This window comes from Nesterenkonia marinintestina, assembly GCF_025420485.1.
In the GTDB taxonomy this organism is placed as follows: Bacteria; Actinomycetota; Actinomycetes; order Actinomycetales; family Micrococcaceae; genus Nesterenkonia; species Nesterenkonia marinintestina.
The window spans coordinates 38,329-57,047 of the sequence record NZ_JAOEFD010000009.1 but is presented as its reverse complement, the minus strand read 5'-3'; the positions used below and the strand labels follow the sequence as shown (position 1 = coordinate 57,047).

Sequence of the window (18,719 nt, the reverse complement as noted above, 5' to 3'; positions counted from 1 at the left end):
GTCTAGACCCCGATCAGACCGCGCAGGTGCCGCATCAGCACCGTCAGCGAGGCGATGTTGTCGGTGGTGAGCTCATCGACCTCGGCCGCCAGCCGCTCCGTGCGGGTGATCTTGTCGGCGTTGGCCTCCCGCCACTGCGCCAGCCGGTCCTCCGCGGCACCGGACTCGGTGGAGACCAGGACCGACTCCGAGATCTCCCGGAGGGCGTGGTAGAGCTCGTCGCGCAGCGCCCCTCGGGCCAACGCCTGCCACTTGTCCTTCCTGGGCAGCATGGTGATCCGCTGCAGCATGGCGTCGGCGCTGAACTCCCGGTAGATCGCATAGTAGACGTCCGCGACGTCCTCGGAGTCCATCTCCAGGCTGCGCGCCAGATCGGCCACGTCCAGCAGGGTGAACGCCTCGAACATCTCCGACACCCAGGCGGCCAGGTCGTCGGGCATCCCGTCGGCGACGGCCTTCGACCGGGCGATCTCCACCCGCTCCTGGTCCGTGCCGACCAGGCGGTCGCTCAGCGTGCGGTACAGCGGTCGGACGTGCTGGGCCAGCTCTTCGACGTCCTCGGCGATGCTCTCCGCCGACATGCCGTGGTTGAGCACCCAACGCACGGCCCGGTCCAGCAGTCGGCGCATGTCCAGGTAGACCAGCGCCCACTTCTCCCGGGGGAAGCTCACCGGCAGCTCACGCATCCGCTGATCGAAGCGTTCCAGTCCGAAGATCTCCCTGACGATGAGGAACGCCCGGACGACCTGCGCCTCGGAGGCGAAGGTCTCCTCCATGGCGCGGAAGACGAACGTCGCCCCACCCATGTTGATGACGTCGTTCGCCGCGGCGTTGGCGATGATCTCCCGCTGCAGGGGGTGCCGTCCCAGCTCCTCGGCGAAGCGTTCCGAGAGCTGATCCGGGAAGTACGCCTCCAGGGTGCCGTGGAACCACGGGTCGTCGGGCAGGTCGGAGGACACCAGCTGTTGCTTCAGCTGGATCTTCGCGTAGGCGACGAGCACTGCGAGCTCGGGCGCGGTCAGCGGCTGTTCGGCCTCCCGGCGAGCCTCGAGGTCCGTATCGTCGGGGAGCACCTCGAGCCGGCGGTCGAGACCGGCGACCTCCTCGAGCCACACCATCAGGCGCTGGAACGACGGCGACCAGTCCCCCATCCGGTGCCTGTCGGTCAGCAGCAGCACGTTCTGGTCCCGGTTGTTCCGCAGGACCAGCTCGGCGACGTCGTCGGTCATGTCCCTGAGCAGCTGCGCCCGGTCGTCGGCGTCGAAGTGACCGGAGGCGATGAGCTGGTCGACCAGGATCTTGATGTTGACCTCATGGTCGGAGCAGTCGACGCCGGCGGAGTTGTCGATGGCGTCGGTGTTCAGCAGGGTTCCGGCCTGGGCGGCCTCGATGCGTCCGGCCTGGGTCATGCCGAGGTTTCCGCCCTCGCCGATCACCCGTGCCCGCACGTCGCGTCCGTCGACGCGCACGGCGTTGTTCGCTCGGTCGCCGACCGACTCATGGGTCTCGTCGGATCCCTTGACGTAGGTGCCGATCCCGCCGTTGTAGAGCAGGTCCGACGGAGCGCGGAGCATCGCATTGATGAGCTCCGGAGGAGTCATCGAGGAGACGGACCCGTCGATGTCGAACCGCTCCCGCATCTGAGGGGTCACCCTGACGGTCTTGTCCGAGCGGGAGAACACACCGCCGCCCTCGGAGATGAGCGAGGTGTCGTAGGCGTCCCAGCCGGACTGGTCAGCGGCGAACAGGCGGCTCCGCTCCTCGAAGGACGCGGCCGCGTCGGGATTCGGGTCGACGAAGATGTGCTGGTGGTTGAATGCGCCGACCAGCAGCGTGTGCTCGGAGCGCAGCATGCCGTTGCCGAAGACGTCTCCGGCCATGTCCCCGACGGCCACCGCGGTGAACTCCTCCGACTGGCAGTCGATCCCGAGCTCGGAGAAGTGCGACTTCACCGACTCCCAGGCTCCCCGTGCGGTGATGCCCATGGCCTTGTGGTCATAGCCCACCGAACCGCCTGAGGCGAAGGCGTCGCCCAGCCAGTGGCCGTACTCCAGGGAGAGCTCGTTGGCCGTGTCGGAGAAGGTGGCCGTGCCCTTGTCGGCGGCGACCACGAGGTACGGGTCGTCACCGTCGTGACGGATGACGTCGTCCGGAGGCGTCACGACCATCTCACCGTCACGCTCCTGCTGGTTGTCGGTGATGTCCAGCAGTGCGCGGATGAAGACCTTGTACGCCTCCCGGCCGGCCTCGAACCACGCCCCGCGGTCCGCGGCGGGGTCCGGCAGCTGCTTGGCGAAGAATCCGCCCTTCGCCCCGGAGGGCACGATGACGGAGTTCTTCACCATCTGGGCCTTCACCAGCCCCAGGACCTCGGTGCGGAAGTCCTCCGGACGGTCCGACCACCGGAGGCCGCCGCGGGCGACCTTGGCGAAGCGCAGGTGCACGCCCTCGACCTGCGGGGAGTACACGTAGATCTCATGGGCCGGGCGCGGCAGCGGTGCCGCGTCGATCGTGGGCGGTGTGAGCTTCAGCGCGAGCCACGGACGCCGGTGGTAGGCGTTGGTGCGCTGGGTGGAGTCGATGAGGTTCAGGTACAGGCTCAGCACACGGTCGGCGTCCAGGGTGCGCACCGACTCCATCGCCGACTCGACCGCATCCCGCGCCTCGGTCATCCGCCGGTCCCGGTCCTCCTCGTCGATGGGCTCGCCGTCGGGCTTGGGGTCGAAGCGGGCCTCGAAGTATTCCACGAGTGCGGACGCCACCGGTGCGTTCTGACGCAGCGCCTCCGCGATGAAGTCGTAGGAGTGGGTGATCCCGAGCTGTCGCATATACCCGGCGTAGGCGCGCAGCACGGTCACCTTCCGGCTATTCAGCCCCAGATGCAGGACCAGCGAGGAGAAGATGTCGGACTCGGCCCGGCCGGCGAGCACCGCGCCGTAGGCCTCCCCCAGCAGCGGGATCGTGGACTCGGCGTCGACCCCCTCCGGGTACCGCAGCCCCAGGTCGTAGAGGTGGAGGGAGCCCTCGGAGCCGCCGAGGGTGAGGGTGTAGGAGCGCTCGTCGAGGATCGACAGTCCGAACGCGTCGAGGACCGGCAGCGTGTCGGTCAGCGTCTTCGGCTCGGTGAGGTAGAGCTTCAGCCGCATGTCCGCGCCGTCGTCGGCGCCCGGTGAGCAGAACCGCATCCGCGGTCCGGCCTGCGGTTCGCCGAGGAGGGACTCGAACTCGGCGATGTCGTCCATCGCCTCGTCCAGCTCGTAGATGACCCGGTAGTCGGCCGGGAAGGCCTCCTGCCAGCGTGCGGCCACCTGCGGCGCCCGGCTCTCCTCGTAGCGGGCCTCGATCTGTCCGGCCACCGCGTCGGGCCAGGAGCGGATGGTGTCGGCCAGCCGACGCTCCAGCTCCTCATGGGTGATCTCGGGCTCGCCGGCACCCTCCTTCAGGCGCATCCGGAAGAAGACCCTGGCCAGGACCGACTCGGTGAGGCGGACGGTGAACTCGATGGACTCGGCGTCGATGTGACGCATCAGAGTGTCCTCGACCCGACGACGGACCGCGGTGTTGTACCTGTCCCTGGGCATGTAGAGCAGGGCGGTCATGAAGCGGCCGTAGGGGTCTCGGCGCAGGATCAGGCGGATGCGGCGGCGCTCCTGCAGCTGCAGCACCTGCCACGCGGCGGCCTCGATCTCGTCGATGCCCATCTGCAGCAGCTCGTCGCGCGGGTAGGTTTCCAGGATCTGCATCAGGTCCGAGCCCGAGTGGGAGTCCTGGGTGAATCCGGACCGGCGGAGCAGCTCGTGGGCGCGGGAGCGCAGCAGGGGGATGGTGGTGATCGACTGGGTGTAGGCCTGCTCGTTGAACAGGCCGACGAAGCGCCGCTCACCGCGGACCGAGCCGTCGGAGGAGTATGTCTTCACCGCCACATAGTCCATGTAGGTGCGCCGCCGCACCGTGGAGTGGGCATCGGCCTTGGTGATGGCCATCGGGCGGCGGTCGTCGTCGAGGGAGTCGGACCCGAGGTGGTCGCCGGGCAGGTCGTGCAGCCGCGTCAGGTGGTCGTCGCGGCCGGGGGCGAGGATCCCCAGCCCCCCGGCCGTCACCGGGCTGAGCTGACTCGTGGGGTCGCCCGGGACGTCGAACTGATACTCGCGGAAGCCCAGGAAGAGGAAGTGCTCGTCCGACATCCACTCCAGCAGATCGGCGGCCTCCGGACCCTCCACCAGGTCCTCGGTCTCGCGGAGGTTGCCGGCGGTGCCTCGGGCGCGGGACCGCATGCGGTCCTGGTCCCGATGGCTGACCGCCACATCGGCGAGGACGGCGTGGAGGCCCTCGACGAGGCTCCCGGCCTGCTCATCGTCGATGGGATGGTCGAGCTCGACGGCGATCCATGACTCCACGACCGTGCGGTGTTCGTCCTCGAGCAGCTCGGCGAGGTCCGGCATCGTCTGCGTGTCGCCCGAGGCCAGTCCCCGCTGGTCGGCGGCGACCCGGCGCACCGAGAGCAGGCGGCGCTCCTCCTCGGCGCTGCGGCCGATGAGGAAGATCGGGTGGACGACCATCGACATCGCATGGCCCTGTCGGGAGACCTCGCCGGACACGGAGTCGACCAGGTGGGGCATGTCCTCGGTGACCACCATGGCGATGCTGCGGCCGTCGACCTCGGCGACGCGCACAGCGGGCTGCTCGCCGGTGCGGTCGGAGGAGAGCTGCAGGTGGGCTTCGACGCGGGCGAGGCGCTCGTCGTCGTCGACGGTGCTGAGGTCCTCCGCCGCGATGTGCGAGAAGTAGGCCCGTGCCACCTCCCCCAGGTCCGAGTCTCCGCGGGTCCAGAGGGTCAGCTCTGATGACATGTCCATCCTCTTCTCGGGTGCACGTCCCGTCGCCTCGGGCGGACCACGTCGTCCGCCGCTCGATGACCTCAGCCTAACTGCTCGTCGTGCCGCTTCCCACTGTCCCGCGACGGTCGGCCCGTCCGGACCTGCGCCGACCCCCGGCCCGCGTGCCGGGCAGAGCTCCGGAGAGGGTTTCGGACAGGGTCCCGGGGAGGATTTCGGACAGGCGTCCCCAGAGTCCCTGCGGCCGCGGCGAGGGCAGCCCGGCCAGCTCGGCGATGCCGTCCCGCAGGGTCGAGTGGGGTGCGGCCTCGCTCAGGGCCCGTCCGTGGCGCAGGGCCCCGTCGCATGCTTCGCGGTCCCACGGCAGCAGCCGATCGATCGGACGGTCGGGACCGAAGCGTCGCCACGCCTGGTGCAGATGCTGCTCGGGGTCCCGCCCGACGACCTCCCGGCGGACCTGGTTGACGACGACCTGCGGGCGCGGTGCCTCCGGGACGCTGAGGCCGTAGTCCTCGAGCGCACGCACCAGACGTGTGAATCCGACCGGGTCGGCGGCTCCGACGGCGAGCACCCGGTCGGAGCACCGCAGGGCGGTGAGTCCGGCGGCGTGGCGCTGGGGCGCCTGGGTGTCGAAGGTGAGCTCCTCGTCCTGCTCCAGCGGTGAGGCGATGTCCACGACGGCGACGTCGTACTCCTGCCGCGCCGTCTGCAGCACCTCACGCAGTCCGTGTTCACGGAGCTCGCGCCAGCGCTCCGCCCGGGGGATGCCGGTGAGCAGGTGGAACCGTCCGCCGGCGACGTCGACGGCCGTCGCACAGCGCCTCAGCCGCCGGGGTGTGAGCCGGCCGAGCTCAGCCTGTCGGCACGCCTGTGCGAGTCCTGCGGACTCCTCGAGCAGACCCAGGTGCGCCGCGGCGGAGGAGGCGACGGTGTCGGCGTCGATGAGCAGGACGCGAGAGCCCTCTGCGGCGAGTTCGGCGGCGATGTTGACGGCCAGGGTCGTGCGTCCGGGACTTCCGTGGGCTCCCCAGACGGTCAGGACGCCCCGTGGTCGGGCATCCTGCGACCCACCCGGTTCCACGGCCTCATCGTCGGACGCCGGCTCATCGCCAGGCCCGTGTTCGTCGGCGGACCTGTGTTCTTCGTCGGACATGATCTCGTCGTCGGGCCCGCTGACGTCGTCCGGCGCGTCGGACGCGGCGTCGGTCCCGCCGTCGGCGGCGGTGTCCTCCTCATCGCGGGACGCCGCCTCCGCAGCGGCCTCGGCCTCCGTCTCTACGACGCGGCCATCGACGCGGACCTCGGCTCCGAGGTCGACGCCGGACTCGGCGGACTCCGCAGGGGGCTCGGGCAGCTCGAGGTCGCCGCGCAGCGCCGCGAGCAGAGTATCGGTGTCGACCTCGTCGGGCAGGGCGCAGACCCCGAGACGGAGGAGTCGGCCCCGTTCGCCGGCCACGTCCGAGACCACGACGATGGTCACCTCGGCCCGGCGCAGCTCCTCCACCAGAGACCCGGTCAGGTCCTCGGTGGAGCCGATCAGCAGGGCGGCGTCGGCCCAACCGGCGCGGGCCACGGCCACCACTTCGGCCAGGTCGGCGCAGCGGCGCTCCACGGTGACCGCACCCTGGCGCCCTTCGACGGCGGCGATGTGATCGGTGCGCAGACGCCCTGCGGTCACGACGGCGCAGCGGCTCACAGCTGGGTCTCCGGGTCGACGCCGGCCGGGACCACGGCGATCTGAGCCTCCCCGCGGGCTTCGAGGACCGTGGCCATGTCCTCGGGGTCGATGAGCACCTCCACGCTGGTGCGGCTCTGCGAGCCGAAGGCGGAGCTGTCCTCCGAGACCGAGGCGACCTTCGCCGCGTCGACCAGCTGCTCGGCGCGGGCGGGCGAGTCGGAGGTCGAGGTCGAGGGGTAGGTGGCCCAGACGTCGACGGCGCGGCCCGACTCCACCGCCGTCGCGAGCGTGTGGTCGACCTCGAGGATCACGGCCTGGCGGCCCTGCGGATCGGAGTCGTCGACCACGCGCTGGGGAAGCAGCTCCCCCTCCTCGACGGCGGCGACGATCTGCGTCCCCTCGTCCAGGTCGTCCTCGGTGGTCAGATAGCGGTCTTCGGCGCCGTCGAGGCGCACCTGCTCCACCCGCAGGTCGTCCGCGGTCACCGGTGAGCCGACGTCGAGGTCTTCGGCCGCCGCGTAGACCGACGTCGTCCGGTCCTGGGAGGCGACCAGGGCGACGACGCCGGCGACGGAGACCAGCACGATCATGATTCCGGCGAGCAGCCGCGGATCCCGCCACCCGGGACGACGCAGCCGTTCGGCGACGGCCGGCTCCTCATCGTGTCCGGCCTCGCCCCCGCCTGGACGGCGGCCCGTGTGCTTCCCGCTGTGCAGATCGCCGGTGTCCCGGTACGCCGACATTGCTGACCCCCCGGTGGTGTTCGTCGTCCCTCCCGACGGACCAGCCGTGGCGATCCGCCGGAGTCTCTCAGTTCAGTGCTGTCAGTTCAGTGCTGTCAGTTCAGTGCTCTCGTCTCGGTGCGCCAGGGTAGCCGAGACGCACCGAACGATGCGAAACGTCCTCCACAGCCCTGTGTATCCTCATCCGGCATCGAACGCGCTGTGGGACAATCACTGGTAGGCACCCACCACCTGACGCCACTCACGACGATGAGCAGGAGACCTCACGATGCGCCGCTTCCTCACGCTGTCCGACGTCGCCGAGAGCCTCAACATCTCGATGTCGGCGATCCGGGGACTCGTCCGCAGCGGCGAGCTGGAGGCCATCCAGGTGGGCGGACGCGGCCAGTGGCGCGTGGAGGAGGCCAAGCTCGACGAGTACATCGAGGCGCGCTACGCCGAGCAGGCGGCCGCCCGCGGCGAGGCCGATCGCTCCGAGGTCGGTGCCCCCGCGGCACGCGCAGCGCCTGCCGCACCGGCCGACCCGCACGACTGACGTCTGCCCCACATCTGACCTGCGTCCCGAGGCGGGGAGCTCAGATCCGAGCCGCCACATCGGCCCGGACCAGCCCCAGCGCGGAGAATGGGATCGCGCGGACCGCCTGCATGCTGCGGGACCTCGGCACCTCGCCCCCGTGGGTCGGGAGCACCTCGAGATGATCGCGTCCGACTCCGGCGCTCAGACCCTGCGCCAGCTGTGAGCCGTCCGCGCCCTGCACGGTGATCACTGCGCGGTCGCGGGAGAGCGCACGGAGCACGGTCCCGATGCCCAGGCCCCGACGGGCCCGGCTCGGCTCGGTGGACGCCCGTCGACCCAGGCCGTCCACGACGGCGATGGACGAGGCGGGCAGGACGATGCCCGCGCCGGCCTCCGTCCCGGCGACCCAGTCCTCGCCCACCAGCTGGGGCGCCATCGCCACGTGTCCGCCCGACAGCAGACGGAAGCCGAGCGTCACGTCCCGATGACCGCGGAGCCGGTCGATCAGGCGCACGGTGGACTGTTCGACCCTGACCGCCTCAGCGATCTCGCGGTCCAGCTCCGCCGAGGCCTCAGCCTCCCACTGCGCCTGGAGGTCGGCGAACAGCGCATCCCATCGCACGGCTGACTCCCCCTGCCCGATCGTGGCCGGCGTCCTCTCGGTCGGCCACAGCCTATCCAAACCCATGGTCATTGTGTACTATGCGAAGTGCTCTAAGATCATCAAACACCATCAAACAGCATGAAATGCTTGCAACGGGACCGGATAGGGAGGACCACGATGCGCAGGAGCACCCCCACCACCTCCGGAGCGCATCCGGGGCGCGGCACGAGGGAGGACTCCGGATCCCGGACGGACGCGGTGCTCACCGCGGCGACCGTCCTGGCCGGCCCGGTGCTCGTGCTCTGCGGACTCAGCCTCCTCGAATCGGGCCCCTGGGTCGGACGCGGCCTCACCGGGCTCAGCGCCGGGGATCTGCTCGGCACGTCGGTCGGCGGTCCCCGTGCGGCCGAGCTGCTGATCGGCCTCTCGGCCGCCCTCGTGGGGGCGGCCCTGAGCCTCGGCTCGGCCGTCGCCGGCGCCGCCTCCCTGGTCATGGTCCTGGTGCTGCGCCTCGGCCGTTCGGTCCCGGCCGGCGTGGAGGCGCTGTCACCGGCCTATATGCGCCGCGGCATCGCCCTCACCCTCGGTCTGCAGATGGCCGTGGGCGGCATCGCCGCTCCGAGTGCGCTTGCCGCCCCCGCGCAGCAGGCGCCTCTCACCCCCGTCGTGGCCGAAGAGTCGGAGGAGCCCGGGGCGACCGACCAGGACCAGGCTCCCGACACCGACCAGCACGATGCGTCCGACACCGACCAGCACATCTCCGATCAGCAGGAGGACCCTGTGGCTCCGCTCTTCATCCCCCAGTCGCCCGAACCGGCGGAGGACCGCCATCAGCAGGCCGAGACCAGACCCTCCCCCGACGGCGACTCGACCGTCACCGTCCGCCCGGGCGACACGCTCTGGGACATCGCCGCCGCCGGACTCGGCCCCGGGGCCTGCGACTGGGAGATCGCCGAGGAGTGGCCGCGCTGGCACGAGGCCAACGTCCATCTCATCGGCGAGGACCCCGCCCTGCTGAACCCCGGCACGGTGCTCGAGCGACCGGCGCCCCAGCACGGCTGACCCCCGACCCTCCCGACGACACGACCGCACAGCACACGACCGCACCGCACACGACCGCACCGCACACGACCGGCCCAGAGAGGACGCCCCGATGACAGCCCTGACCGTGGAGACCTCCGACGTGACCACTCGCACCTCTGACACGACCACCGCCCCCGCCGGTCGTCGTCCCGCCCGCGCCGCGGCATGGGAGCCGCTCGTCCGATGGGACGCCCGACTCACCGTGGAGGACGGTCCGGCATGGAACGCCGCGACCCCGCGGGAGCCGAGCGTCTTCGGTCTGCGTCGCGAGAAGGAGGTCCCTGCGCTGCTGCGGCGGCTCTGCCCCGAGTCCGAACTCGCCCCCGCCTCAGGCGAGGAGGACGGCGCGCCGCAGGGGCCGCCCGCCGACGGACGCCGACCCACCGCCCTGGCCTCCGACCGGGAGGAGCGCCGTCAGATCACCGCGATCTCCACGATCGTCTGCCAGGCCACCCTGGAGACCTTGGCCGGCGTGCGTCCGGCCTCCCAGCTGCAGCGCTGGCTCGAGCCGTCGGTCTGGGAGAAGGTCGCCGAACGGGCCGAGCTCGTCCGCCACGTGCGCGCACCGCTGCGGCGGTCGGCGCGGACGGCGGCGTCGTCGAGCTCCTCCCGAGGGGCCGAGGCCCTGCCGACGCCGCCGTCGCGCGCGGTCCGGAGGATCCGGTGCGACCGGGTGGGGACCGCCAGCTGGGAGGTCTCCGTCGTGCTCGACGACGGAGTGCGCACCCGGGCCTGCGCCATGCGGCTGCAGGCGCACGGCGGACGGTGGCGGGTCTGCGCCCTCGAGCTCGGCTGAGGCTCGAGCCGGCGGGACTCAGCCGACGCGGGTGTCGGTGGTGGTGCCGCCCGACTCCGAGGGCGCGGTGAACTGCAGCCGGGTCTTCTTCTCCCCGTCCTTGAGCCCGGGCACCTGGATCTGGGCCCCTGCGAGGGCGGCACGGCCGTCCCTCACGCCGGGCAGCGCCGGAGCCTGTGCGGCCGGAGCCGCGCGACGGATCTCGGCGCTGAAGAGGTAGCGCACGGAGTCCTCGCGGACGGCGTCGGCCATCGCCTGGAACATCATGAAGCCCTCGCGCTGGTACTCGACCAGCGGGTCGCGCTGGGCCATGGAGCGCAGGCCGATGCCGGACTTCAGGTAGTCCATCTCGTAGAGGTGCTCCTGCCACTTCTCGTCGATCACCGACAGCAGCACCCGACGCTCGAGCTGGCGCATCGCCTCGGAGCCCAGCTCCTCCTCCTTCTTCTCATAGGCGATGCGCGCATCGGAGATGACTTCCCGCTTGAGCATGGACGCGCTGAGCTGGTCGATGCCGCCGGCCTCCTCGACCACGTCCTCGACGGTGAGGCTGATCGGGTAGAGGTCCGCCAACTCCTCCCACAGGCTGTCGAGCTCCCAGTCCTCCGAGGAGTTCGCCCGGGTGCGCTCGTCGATGATGAGCGTGATCGCGTCCTCGACGAAGTGCTGGACCTTCTCGTGGACGTCGTCGCCCTCCAGGATCCGGCGGCGGTCGGAGTAGATCGCCTCGCGCTGACGGTTCATCACATCGTCGTACTTCAGCACGTTCTTGCGGGTCTCGGTGTTCTGGCCCTCACGCTGCTGCTGGGCGTTGGCGATGGCCGAGGAGACGAAACGGTGCTCCACGGGGATCTCATCGTCCATGGCCTTCGAGTTCATGATGCGGGTCGCCGCGGCCTGGTTGAACAGGCGCATGAGGTCGTCGGTCAGCGAGATGTAGAAGCGCGACTCCCCCGGGTCCCCCTGACGGCCGGAGCGGCCGCGCAGCTGGTTGTCGATGCGGCGGGACTGGTGCCGCTCGGTGCCCAGGACGTAGAGGCCGCCGACCTTCCGGACCTCTTCGCCCTCCTCCTTGGTGCGGCTCTTGGCCGCGGCGAAGACCTCGTCCCACTTCTCCTCGTAGGCCTCGGTGTCCTCCTCGGGGTCCAGCCCGAGCTTCTTCATCTCGGCGACCGCGTTGAACTCCGCGTTCCCGCCGAGCATGATGTCGGTCCCGCGTCCGGCCATATTGGTGGCCACGGTGACCGAGCCCTTGCGCCCGGCCTGGGCGACGATGGCGGCCTCGTGCTCATGGTTCTTCGCGTTGAGCACCTCGTGCCGCACCCCGGCCTTGGCCAGCTGGCGTGAGAGGTACTCGGACTTCTCCACCGACTCGGTGCCCACCAGCACCGGCTGGCCCTCCTTGTGCCGGGCCGCGATGTCCTTGACGACGGCGTCGAACTTCACGACCTCGTTGCGGTAGACCAGGTCGTTGTGGTCGGCCCGCTGCCGCGGTCGGTTCGGCGGGATCGGCACGACGCCGAGCTTGTAGGTGGACATGAACTCGGCCGCCTCGGTCTCGGCGGTGCCGGTCATCCCGGAGATCTTCTCGTAGCCGCGGAAGTAGTTCTGCAGCGTGACGGTCGCCCGGGTCTGGTTCTCCGCCTTGATGCGGACGCCCTCCTTGGCCTCGATGGCCTGGTGGAGCCCCTCGTTGTAGCGGCGTCCCTTGAGCATGCGCCCGGTGTGCTCGTCGACGATGTGCACCTCGTCCTTGATGACCACATAGTCCGAGTCGCGCTTGTAGAGCTCCTTGGCCTTGATCGCGTTGTTCAGGTACTGGATGAGGGTCGTGTTCTCGGTCTCGTAGAGGTTCTCGATCCCGAGGTAGTCCTCGACCTTGTCGATCCCGGCCTCCAGCACCCCGACGGTGCGCTTCTTCTCGTCGACCTCGTAGTCCTCGTCGCGGCGCAGCTTCGACACCAGGGTGGCGAAGTCTCCGTACCAGCGGGAGATGTCGCCGGAGGCGGCTCCCGAGATGATCAGGGGCGTGCGGGCCTCATCGATGAGGATGGAGTCGATCTCGTCGATGATCGCGAAGTGGTGCTCACGCTGTACCAGGTCGTCGAGGCTCTGGGCCATGTTGTCGCGGAGGAAGTCGAAGCCGAACTCGTTGTTGGTGCCGTAGGTGATGTCGGCGGCGTAGGCCTCCCGGCGCCCGTCGGGGCGCAGACCGTTGGTGATGGTGCCGACCTCAAGACCCAGGAACCGGTACACCCGTCCCATGAGTTCGGCCTGGTAGGAGGCGAGGTAGTCGTTGACCGTCACGACGTGGACGCCCCGTCCGGTGAGGGCGTTGAGGTAGGCCGGCGCGGTGGCGACCAGCGTCTTGCCCTCACCGGTGCCCATCTCCGCGATGTTGCCCAGGTGCAGGGCCGCCCCGCCCATGATCTGCACGTCGAAGTGGCGCAGCCCGAGGGTGCGGTCGGCGGCCTCGCGCACCGCGGCGAAGGACTCCGGGATCAGCGCGTCCAGCGACTCGCCGTCGGCGATGCGGTCCTTGTACCGCTGGGTCTCCTCCTTGAGCTCCGCGTCCGAGAGCCCGCGGAACTCCTCCTCGAGCACGTTGACCTGGTCCGCGTAGCCGCGGAGGGACTTCAGGATCTTCTTGTCCCCGGTCTTGAGGATGCGTTCGAGCAGATTCGCCACAGTCGGTTCTCCATCAGGTCGTCAGGACGTCGGGCGCTGGCGCCCCTCTCATCGAGGGCATGACGGAGCGACCCGGACGGTCCGGTCCAGAGATCCATACTACGCTCCGGCCCTGAGGGCGTCGAAGCGCGACGGTGCCCGTCCGAGGCCGCTGTGCGGCGGTCCTCGGACGGGCACCGGAGGCGCGGTCGTGCGGCCGCGGGAGCCGGTCAGGCGGCGCCGTTCTCCGCCCGGTAGGTCCGCTCCTCGGTGGTCGGCCCGTCCTCTGCGGCCTTGCCGGCGTCCAGGGAGATGACTCCGTAGGTCCACCCGCGGCGCCGGTAGACCGCCGAGGCCAGCTGGGTCTCGGCATCGATGTAGAGGAAGAAGTCGTGTCCGATGAGCTCCATCGCGTCGACGGCGGCGTCGACGGTCATCGGCTCGGCGGGGAACACCTTGCGCCGGATGCGGATGGGGGCGTCGTCGTCGTGCTCCTCTCCCGGCGGGACGTCGTGGGCGCGCTCGGCGTCGAGGACCTGTTCGTAGAGGGGACGGTCCGTGGCCACAGGCGGCAGACCGGCCAGCGCGGTGGCCACGTCCGGAGCTGCGCCTCCCTGGTGGGCGCGGGACTTCTTCTTGTCGCGGGCGCGGCGCAGACGCTCGGTCAGCTTGTTCAGCGACACCTCGAAGGCCTGGAACTTGTCCTCGGCCTGTGCCTCGGAGCGGACGACCTTCCCCCGGCCGATGACGGTGAGCTCGACGGTGAGCGAGGTGTCGGCGCGACGGTGGGAGTTCTCACTGGAGACCTTGACCTCGAGACGCTGCCCCTTGTCGGCGAGCTGGTCGATCTTGTCGACCTTCTCCTCGACGTGTTCCTTGAAGTCTGAGGGGATCTGGATGTTGCGTCCGGTGTAGCTGACCTGAAGGGTCATGGTGTCCTCCTCGGTTCTGACGTCGGCACAGCGGAGAGGACCGTCTCACGTCCCGTCACCGCTGTGATGGGACTCATCAGGTAAGTGCCCATACCCCACCATATGTCGAATCCCGGACCCCGTCATCCGTGCCCCGTCGCCCCGATCCGCGGGGTCCGTCGGACCCGTGCGGCCCCGTCTGCGGCGGGGTGGGACGTCCCGCACCTCAGAAGGCCCGCGCCTGTTCGGAGACCGGTCTCGGAGCCGCGGCGAGCACCGCCGCGCCGAGGACGTGGGCACCGGCGGAGTCTGCGGCCGAATACAGCGCCGCCAGGGTCGCACCGGTGGTGAGGACGTCGTCGACGAGCAGCACCTGACGGCCGGGAAGCTCCCGACGACCGCGGGCCGTCGGACGCAGCGACCCTCGGCCCGCCCGGCGTCGGGCGCGGAGGTCGCGGGTCTTCTGCGCGCCGCCGGAGGCTCGGCCGATCAGACCCGGCGCGGTGCGCCGACCGTCCGCCGCGAGGATCGCGTCGACCGGCTCGATGCTGCGGCGCAGCCTGCTGCGCAGCCGGGTCGGAGGTCGAAGCAGCAGCACCTCCGAGACCGACGCCGGAGCCGAACGGGCCAGCGCCGCGTCGACGGCTCGGCCCATGCCCGGGGCGAACAGCCGGCCCAGGCCGACCTGCTCCCGGTCCTTGTACCCGACGACGAGCCGGCTCAGCAGACCCGCATAGCGCCCGGCGGCGGTCACAGGCAGCACCTCGAGGCGCTCGTCCCCTCCCCCGTGCCCTCCTCCGTGCCCTCCTCCGTGCCCTCCTCCGTGCCCTCCTCCGTGCCCTCCTCCGTGACCTCCACTGTCCGCTTGGCCGCCGCGGGGCACGATCGGCAGGGCCAGCGCCGCGTCCTCCGCACCGAAGGGACGTCGCAGCGCACGGCGCAGCTCGGCGGCGCAGTCCTGACAGAGGACCACGTCCTCGGCCAGACACCCGGCGCACCAGACCGGGGAGACCAGGCCGGCGAGCGCGTCGCCGGCGATGCGGACCGCGCGACCGGCCTCCGAGGTCCAGAGACGGTCGGCCGCCGCGGAGAGCCGGTCGGTCGCTCGGTCGGGGGTCATGTCTCCATCCTGGATGCCGCACGGCTGGGGCATGCGGTGGATCCGGGGCGGCTGTGGACGACGGCCGCGCTCAGCGGTCCGGCCCGACGGTTGGGGAGGAGCCTCAGCCCGGGTAGGAGTAGTCGCGCATCTCGACGTCGTTCTCGGTGCTCCAGAGCTGACCGGGCAGCACCTGCACCGGCACCTCGACGGTCTCGGCGAACAGCTGCCGCTGCCCGCCGCCGACCGAGGTGCCTTCGCCCACGGAGACGTTCTGCAGGCCCAGCAGCACCGGGCCGACCGCCTGGGTCGTGCCCGAGAAGCTGACCCGTTCGATATTGCGCGAGTCGTCGTCTGAGGGCGCCCAGACCACCAGCTCGTCCGAGGCGATCCACCGGGCCTCCTCCAGGTCCACCGTCACCGGCAGCCGGATGGGCGAGCCCAGGCCGTAGGGCACTCCCGAGGAGTCACGGATGACCCCGGCCACGTACAGGGAGTGCTCGTCGCCCTCCTCCAGCACGATCGCGGCGCGCGCGCCGTCCTGGGAGATCCGCAGCGAACTGACCCCGACACCGTCGAGCCAGTCCACCGAGAGTTCGACCGCGGCGGCCTCGGTCTCGTCGTCGTGGGGCAGGGCGTGGACGGAGGCCGCGTCGTCTCCGTCGGAGGCCGTCCACGTCCATCCGAAGTTGTCCATCGACGGCCGGGTCAGCGACTCTCCCGCGAGCGCCTCCTGCGGTTCGCCCTCGGAGCGGACGTGGAAGAGCCGCTCCCCCTCCCCGTCGAGGAAGGCGAAGACGTCGTCCTCGGCCTCGGAGACCGCCGGCTGCTGGGGCTCCAGGTCCTCCAGGTCGGGCAGGTTGGGGATCGACAGCTCGTGGTAGCCGTCCAGGCGCCCGAGCTGGCCGTCCAGCACCCCGACCTGCGGGGCGGTGACCACGGGCTCGTCGATGACTTCGAGGGGATCGAGGTCGTCGTCCACCTCGAGTCCGCGCTGACCGGCCGAGACCTCCACGGAGGACACGTCGTTGAGCTGGGTCAGGGCCAGGTCCAGCTGGTGCTCCATCAGCCGGCGCTGTTCGTCGGAGGTGTCCTGCAGCGTGTCGGACTCCAGGTCCACCTCAGCCCGGCCGTCGTCGATCGGCACCGAGGCGTGCTCCAGGGCCGCGCCCTCGGGGAACGCCGAGGAGACCGCGGGATCCAGGTACGGGGCCGGGCCGTCCAGCAGGGCGGCGACCACCCGCGACGCCGTGCCTGCCCGACTGGCGAACCACCGCTGGTCCGGCACCGCGTACCGGTACTGCGGGTCGTAGAAGTACAGGGTGTGGGAGGCGTAGATCCTGTTGAAGTTGACTGAGTCGATCATGGTGAAGTCCGGTGCCTGTGAGATGCGGACCTCGTCGCCCCGCTCCTCGACCTCGATGTCGAAGGACTCGCTGCGGCCCTCCGGCAGCGGGGTCATGATGCCGTCGGCGTCGACCACCGCCTCGACCTCCATCTGCACGGTGTAGGAGTCCTCACCGTCGGGGAAGAACACCGGATCCGCGGAGTACACCCAGGTCCGCTGGGCGGGGCGCCAGGAGTCCGCCAGCTCCGGGGTCAGGTACTCCCGGGCCACGGAGAATTCGTCCTGCGGACCGACGCCGGCCTGGATGAAACCTTCGATGATGCTGTCGGCGTCGGCCCCCTCCCCCGGGGACTGCGGCTGGATCTGCGGCTCGGCGTCGTCGCCGGTGTCGGGTTCGGTGGTGCCGACCGGCCCGTCGGTGGGGATGACCGGGGCGCAGGCCGAGAGCACCAGTGCGGCGGCGGCGAGCAGCGCCGGCAGCAGCCGACGCATCGGTGCGGCGGTGGGGTCGGTGCTCAGGCGGGCGCTCATGAGTCGCCCCCGTGCTGGTGGAGGGACTGCTCGCTGACCCTGTCATGGTCGACCTCGCCGCTGATGACCTCGGCGACGATCTGCTCCGCCGGGCTCCTGTCCAGAGGGTCGTAGGTCGGCGGCAGCGCCAACGGCGATGCCCTGTAGGGGGCGTCCTGCCGCCGCGGCAGCACCAGTCGGAAGCAGGACCCTCGGCCCTTCTCCCCCCAGGCGTCGAGGGCTCCCTGGTGCAGCCGGGTGTCCTCGGTGGCGATGGCCAGTCCCAGGCCCGAGCCGCCGGTGGTGCGGGCGCGGGCCGGATCCGCACGCCAGAAGCGGTCGAAGACGTGGGCCATCTCGGAGGGGCTCATGCCGATGCCGTGGTCCCGCACCGCGAATCCGACCGCCGTGGGCGAGGAGCCGATGACCAGGTCGACCGGTCGGCCCTCCGAATGCTCGACGGCGTTGTTGACCAGGTTCCGCAGGATGCGGTCGACGCGCCGGGCGTCCGCCTCGGCGCGGAAGTCCTCGCCCTGCACCACCAGCGACAGCGGGGCCCCGGCGTTCTGCGCCAGGGGCTGTGCGGTGGTCAGCACCTGTTCGGCGACCTGCCGCAGGTCCACCTCGGCCAGCGCCAGTTCGGCCGCGCCGGCGTCGAAGCGGGACATCTCCAGCAGGTCCGCCAGCAGCGCCTGGAACCGTTCGACCTGGTGGTACAGCAGTTCGGCGGAGCGCTGGTTGATGGGGTCGAACTCCTCCCTCGACTCGTGGAGCACCTCGGCCGCCATCCGGACGGTGGTCAGCGGCGTGCGCAGCTCGTGGGAGACGTCGGAGACGAAGCGCTGCTGCATCTTCGACAGGTTCGCCAGCTGGGTGATCTGGTCCTGCAGGTTGGAGGCCATCCGGTTGAAGGAGACCCCCAGGCGGGCGATCTCGTCCTCCCCGCGGACGGCCAGGCGCTGATCGAGCTGGCCGGCGGCGATGCGCTCCGAGACCTCGGCGGCCTGGGAGATCGGGGCCACCACTGAGCGGGTGACCCAGGCGGCGATGGTCATGTTCATCACCAGCAGGGCCGCACCGGCGAGGAAGAGGATCCGCAGGACGAACGCGAGGGACTCCTGGACGGACTCGAAGTCGTAGACGAAGTAGAGCGCCCAGGCGTGGCCCGGCGGGATGGTCACCTGCGTGCCGAAGGCCACCCCGGGGACCGTGGCGCCGTCGCGCTCCAGGGCCACCGACTGCCAGTACTGACCGCTGCCCGAGGCCACGGCCTCGGCGAGCTCGTCGGAGATGATGTCGGCGTCGACGCCCTGCGAGGACCGGGGTGAGACGTAGACGGACTGCGACTCGTCCAGCGGCTCCAGGATGTAGTAGCGGCGGGCCTCGGTGCCGGAGCCCTCGAGCATGGCGTCCGAACCCGCCAGCAGCTCCTCGGTCTGCGTCCGGTCGGCGGTGGAGGCGTTGGCGAAGAAGTTCCGCAGGTCGTCGAGGCCGTTGGTCGCCTCGGTCTCCACCTGGTCGAACCGCTCCTGGAACAGGCCGCTGGTCACCTGGTGGGTCAGGAACACGGCCACGAGCAGAGTGCCCACCATGGTCAGCAGACCGGTGAACGCCACCGCGCGGAACAGCAGGGAACGGCTCCACAGACGGGGAAGACGTCCGACGACGCGCAGTCCCGCCCGCAGCCGATCCCGCGGGGACGCCGGCGTCGGCGTCGCGGCACCCTCGGTTCCGCGGTCGGCCCGTGCCCCGCCGACGGGCTCGTCCGGAGAGGCGGCGCCCTCGGCGGGGTCGGTGGTGGGATCGGCGGTGGAATCGGCGGTGTCGACGGCCTCGGCATGGTCGGTGGCCCCGGCCGCGTCGTCGTCGGGGTGCTCCCCCGGGCTCCGGCCCACCGCAGCGCGGTCGGCCGTCGCCATGCCGGCCCG

The 18,719-nt window shown here is 70.8% G+C and carries 12 protein-coding genes; 3 read left to right on the top strand and 9 right to left on the bottom strand.

Translation table 11 applies throughout. The annotated features are described in order from the left end of the window. Nucleotides 1-2: 2 nt before the first annotated feature. The 3 genes from N7E59_RS08420 to N7E59_RS08410 form a co-directional block, all read right to left on the bottom strand. A complete protein-coding gene (locus tag N7E59_RS08420; RefSeq protein ID WP_261624482.1) occupies nucleotides 3-4,850 on the bottom strand; it encodes an NAD-glutamate dehydrogenase in 4,848 nt (1,615 codons plus the stop codon). A gap of 73 nt (nucleotides 4,851-4,923) precedes the next feature. After that, complete coding sequence (locus N7E59_RS08415; RefSeq protein ID WP_261624481.1) at nucleotides 4,924-6,531, bottom strand: AAA family ATPase; 1,608 nt, start codon at nucleotides 6,529-6,531, stop codon at nucleotides 4,924-4,926. Beyond that, a complete protein-coding gene (locus tag N7E59_RS08410; RefSeq protein ID WP_261624480.1) occupies nucleotides 6,528-7,256 on the bottom strand; it encodes an SAF domain-containing protein in 729 nt (242 codons plus the stop codon). Before N7E59_RS08410 ends, N7E59_RS08415 begins: the two co-directional genes overlap by 4 nt. 268 nt (nucleotides 7,257-7,524) lie before the next feature. Here N7E59_RS08410 and N7E59_RS08405 point away from each other — a divergent pair, with 268 nt between their 5' ends. After that, a complete protein-coding gene (locus N7E59_RS08405; protein ID WP_261624479.1) occupies nucleotides 7,525-7,791 on the top strand; it encodes a helix-turn-helix domain-containing protein in 267 nt (88 codons plus the stop codon). Between the two features lie 40 nt (nucleotides 7,792-7,831). On the opposite strand, the gene N7E59_RS08400 is transcribed toward N7E59_RS08405, so the two are convergent. After that, nucleotides 7,832-8,461, bottom strand: coding sequence for a hypothetical protein (locus N7E59_RS08400; RefSeq protein WP_261624478.1), 630 nt, complete (start codon nucleotides 8,459-8,461; stop codon nucleotides 7,832-7,834). A gap of 93 nt (nucleotides 8,462-8,554) precedes the next feature. Here N7E59_RS08400 and N7E59_RS08395 point away from each other — a divergent pair, with 93 nt between their 5' ends. After that, nucleotides 8,555-9,439 carry a LysM peptidoglycan-binding domain-containing protein gene (locus tag N7E59_RS08395; protein ID WP_261624477.1) on the top strand — a complete coding sequence of 295 codons (885 nt, stop codon included), beginning with the start codon at nucleotides 8,555-8,557 and terminating at the stop codon, nucleotides 9,437-9,439. 91 nt (nucleotides 9,440-9,530) lie between these two features. After that, the gene (locus tag N7E59_RS08390) at nucleotides 9,531-10,256 is read left to right on the top strand and encodes an Rv3235 family protein (RefSeq protein ID WP_261624476.1); all 726 of its coding nucleotides are present in this window, start codon (nucleotides 9,531-9,533) and stop codon (nucleotides 10,254-10,256) included. An 18-nt stretch (nucleotides 10,257-10,274) separates the two neighbouring features. On the opposite strand, the gene secA is transcribed toward N7E59_RS08390, so the two are convergent. The 5 genes from secA to mtrB form a co-directional block, all read right to left on the bottom strand. Beyond that, a complete protein-coding gene (gene secA / locus N7E59_RS08385; RefSeq protein ID WP_261624475.1) occupies nucleotides 10,275-12,944 on the bottom strand; it encodes a preprotein translocase subunit SecA in 2,670 nt (889 codons plus the stop codon). A gap of 209 nt (nucleotides 12,945-13,153) precedes the next feature. Continuing rightward, the gene (gene hpf / locus N7E59_RS08380; protein WP_261624474.1) at nucleotides 13,154-13,855 is read right to left on the bottom strand and encodes a ribosome hibernation-promoting factor, HPF/YfiA family; all 702 of its coding nucleotides are present in this window, start codon (nucleotides 13,853-13,855) and stop codon (nucleotides 13,154-13,156) included. Between the two features lie 205 nt (nucleotides 13,856-14,060). Next, on the bottom strand, nucleotides 14,061-14,954 hold the full coding sequence (locus N7E59_RS08375; protein ID WP_261624473.1) for a phosphoribosyltransferase family protein: 894 nt from the start codon (nucleotides 14,952-14,954) through the stop codon (nucleotides 14,061-14,063). 103 nt (nucleotides 14,955-15,057) lie between these two features. Continuing rightward, nucleotides 15,058-16,812: an LpqB family beta-propeller domain-containing protein gene (locus N7E59_RS08370; protein ID WP_261624472.1), complete on the bottom strand. Its 1,755-nt coding sequence runs from the start codon at nucleotides 16,810-16,812 to the stop codon at nucleotides 15,058-15,060. Continuing rightward, on the bottom strand, nucleotides 16,809-18,710 hold the full coding sequence (mtrB, locus tag N7E59_RS08365; protein WP_261624471.1) for an MtrAB system histidine kinase MtrB: 1,902 nt from the start codon (nucleotides 18,708-18,710) through the stop codon (nucleotides 16,809-16,811). Before mtrB ends, N7E59_RS08370 begins: the two co-directional genes overlap by 4 nt. Nucleotides 18,711-18,719 lie beyond the last annotated feature (9 nt).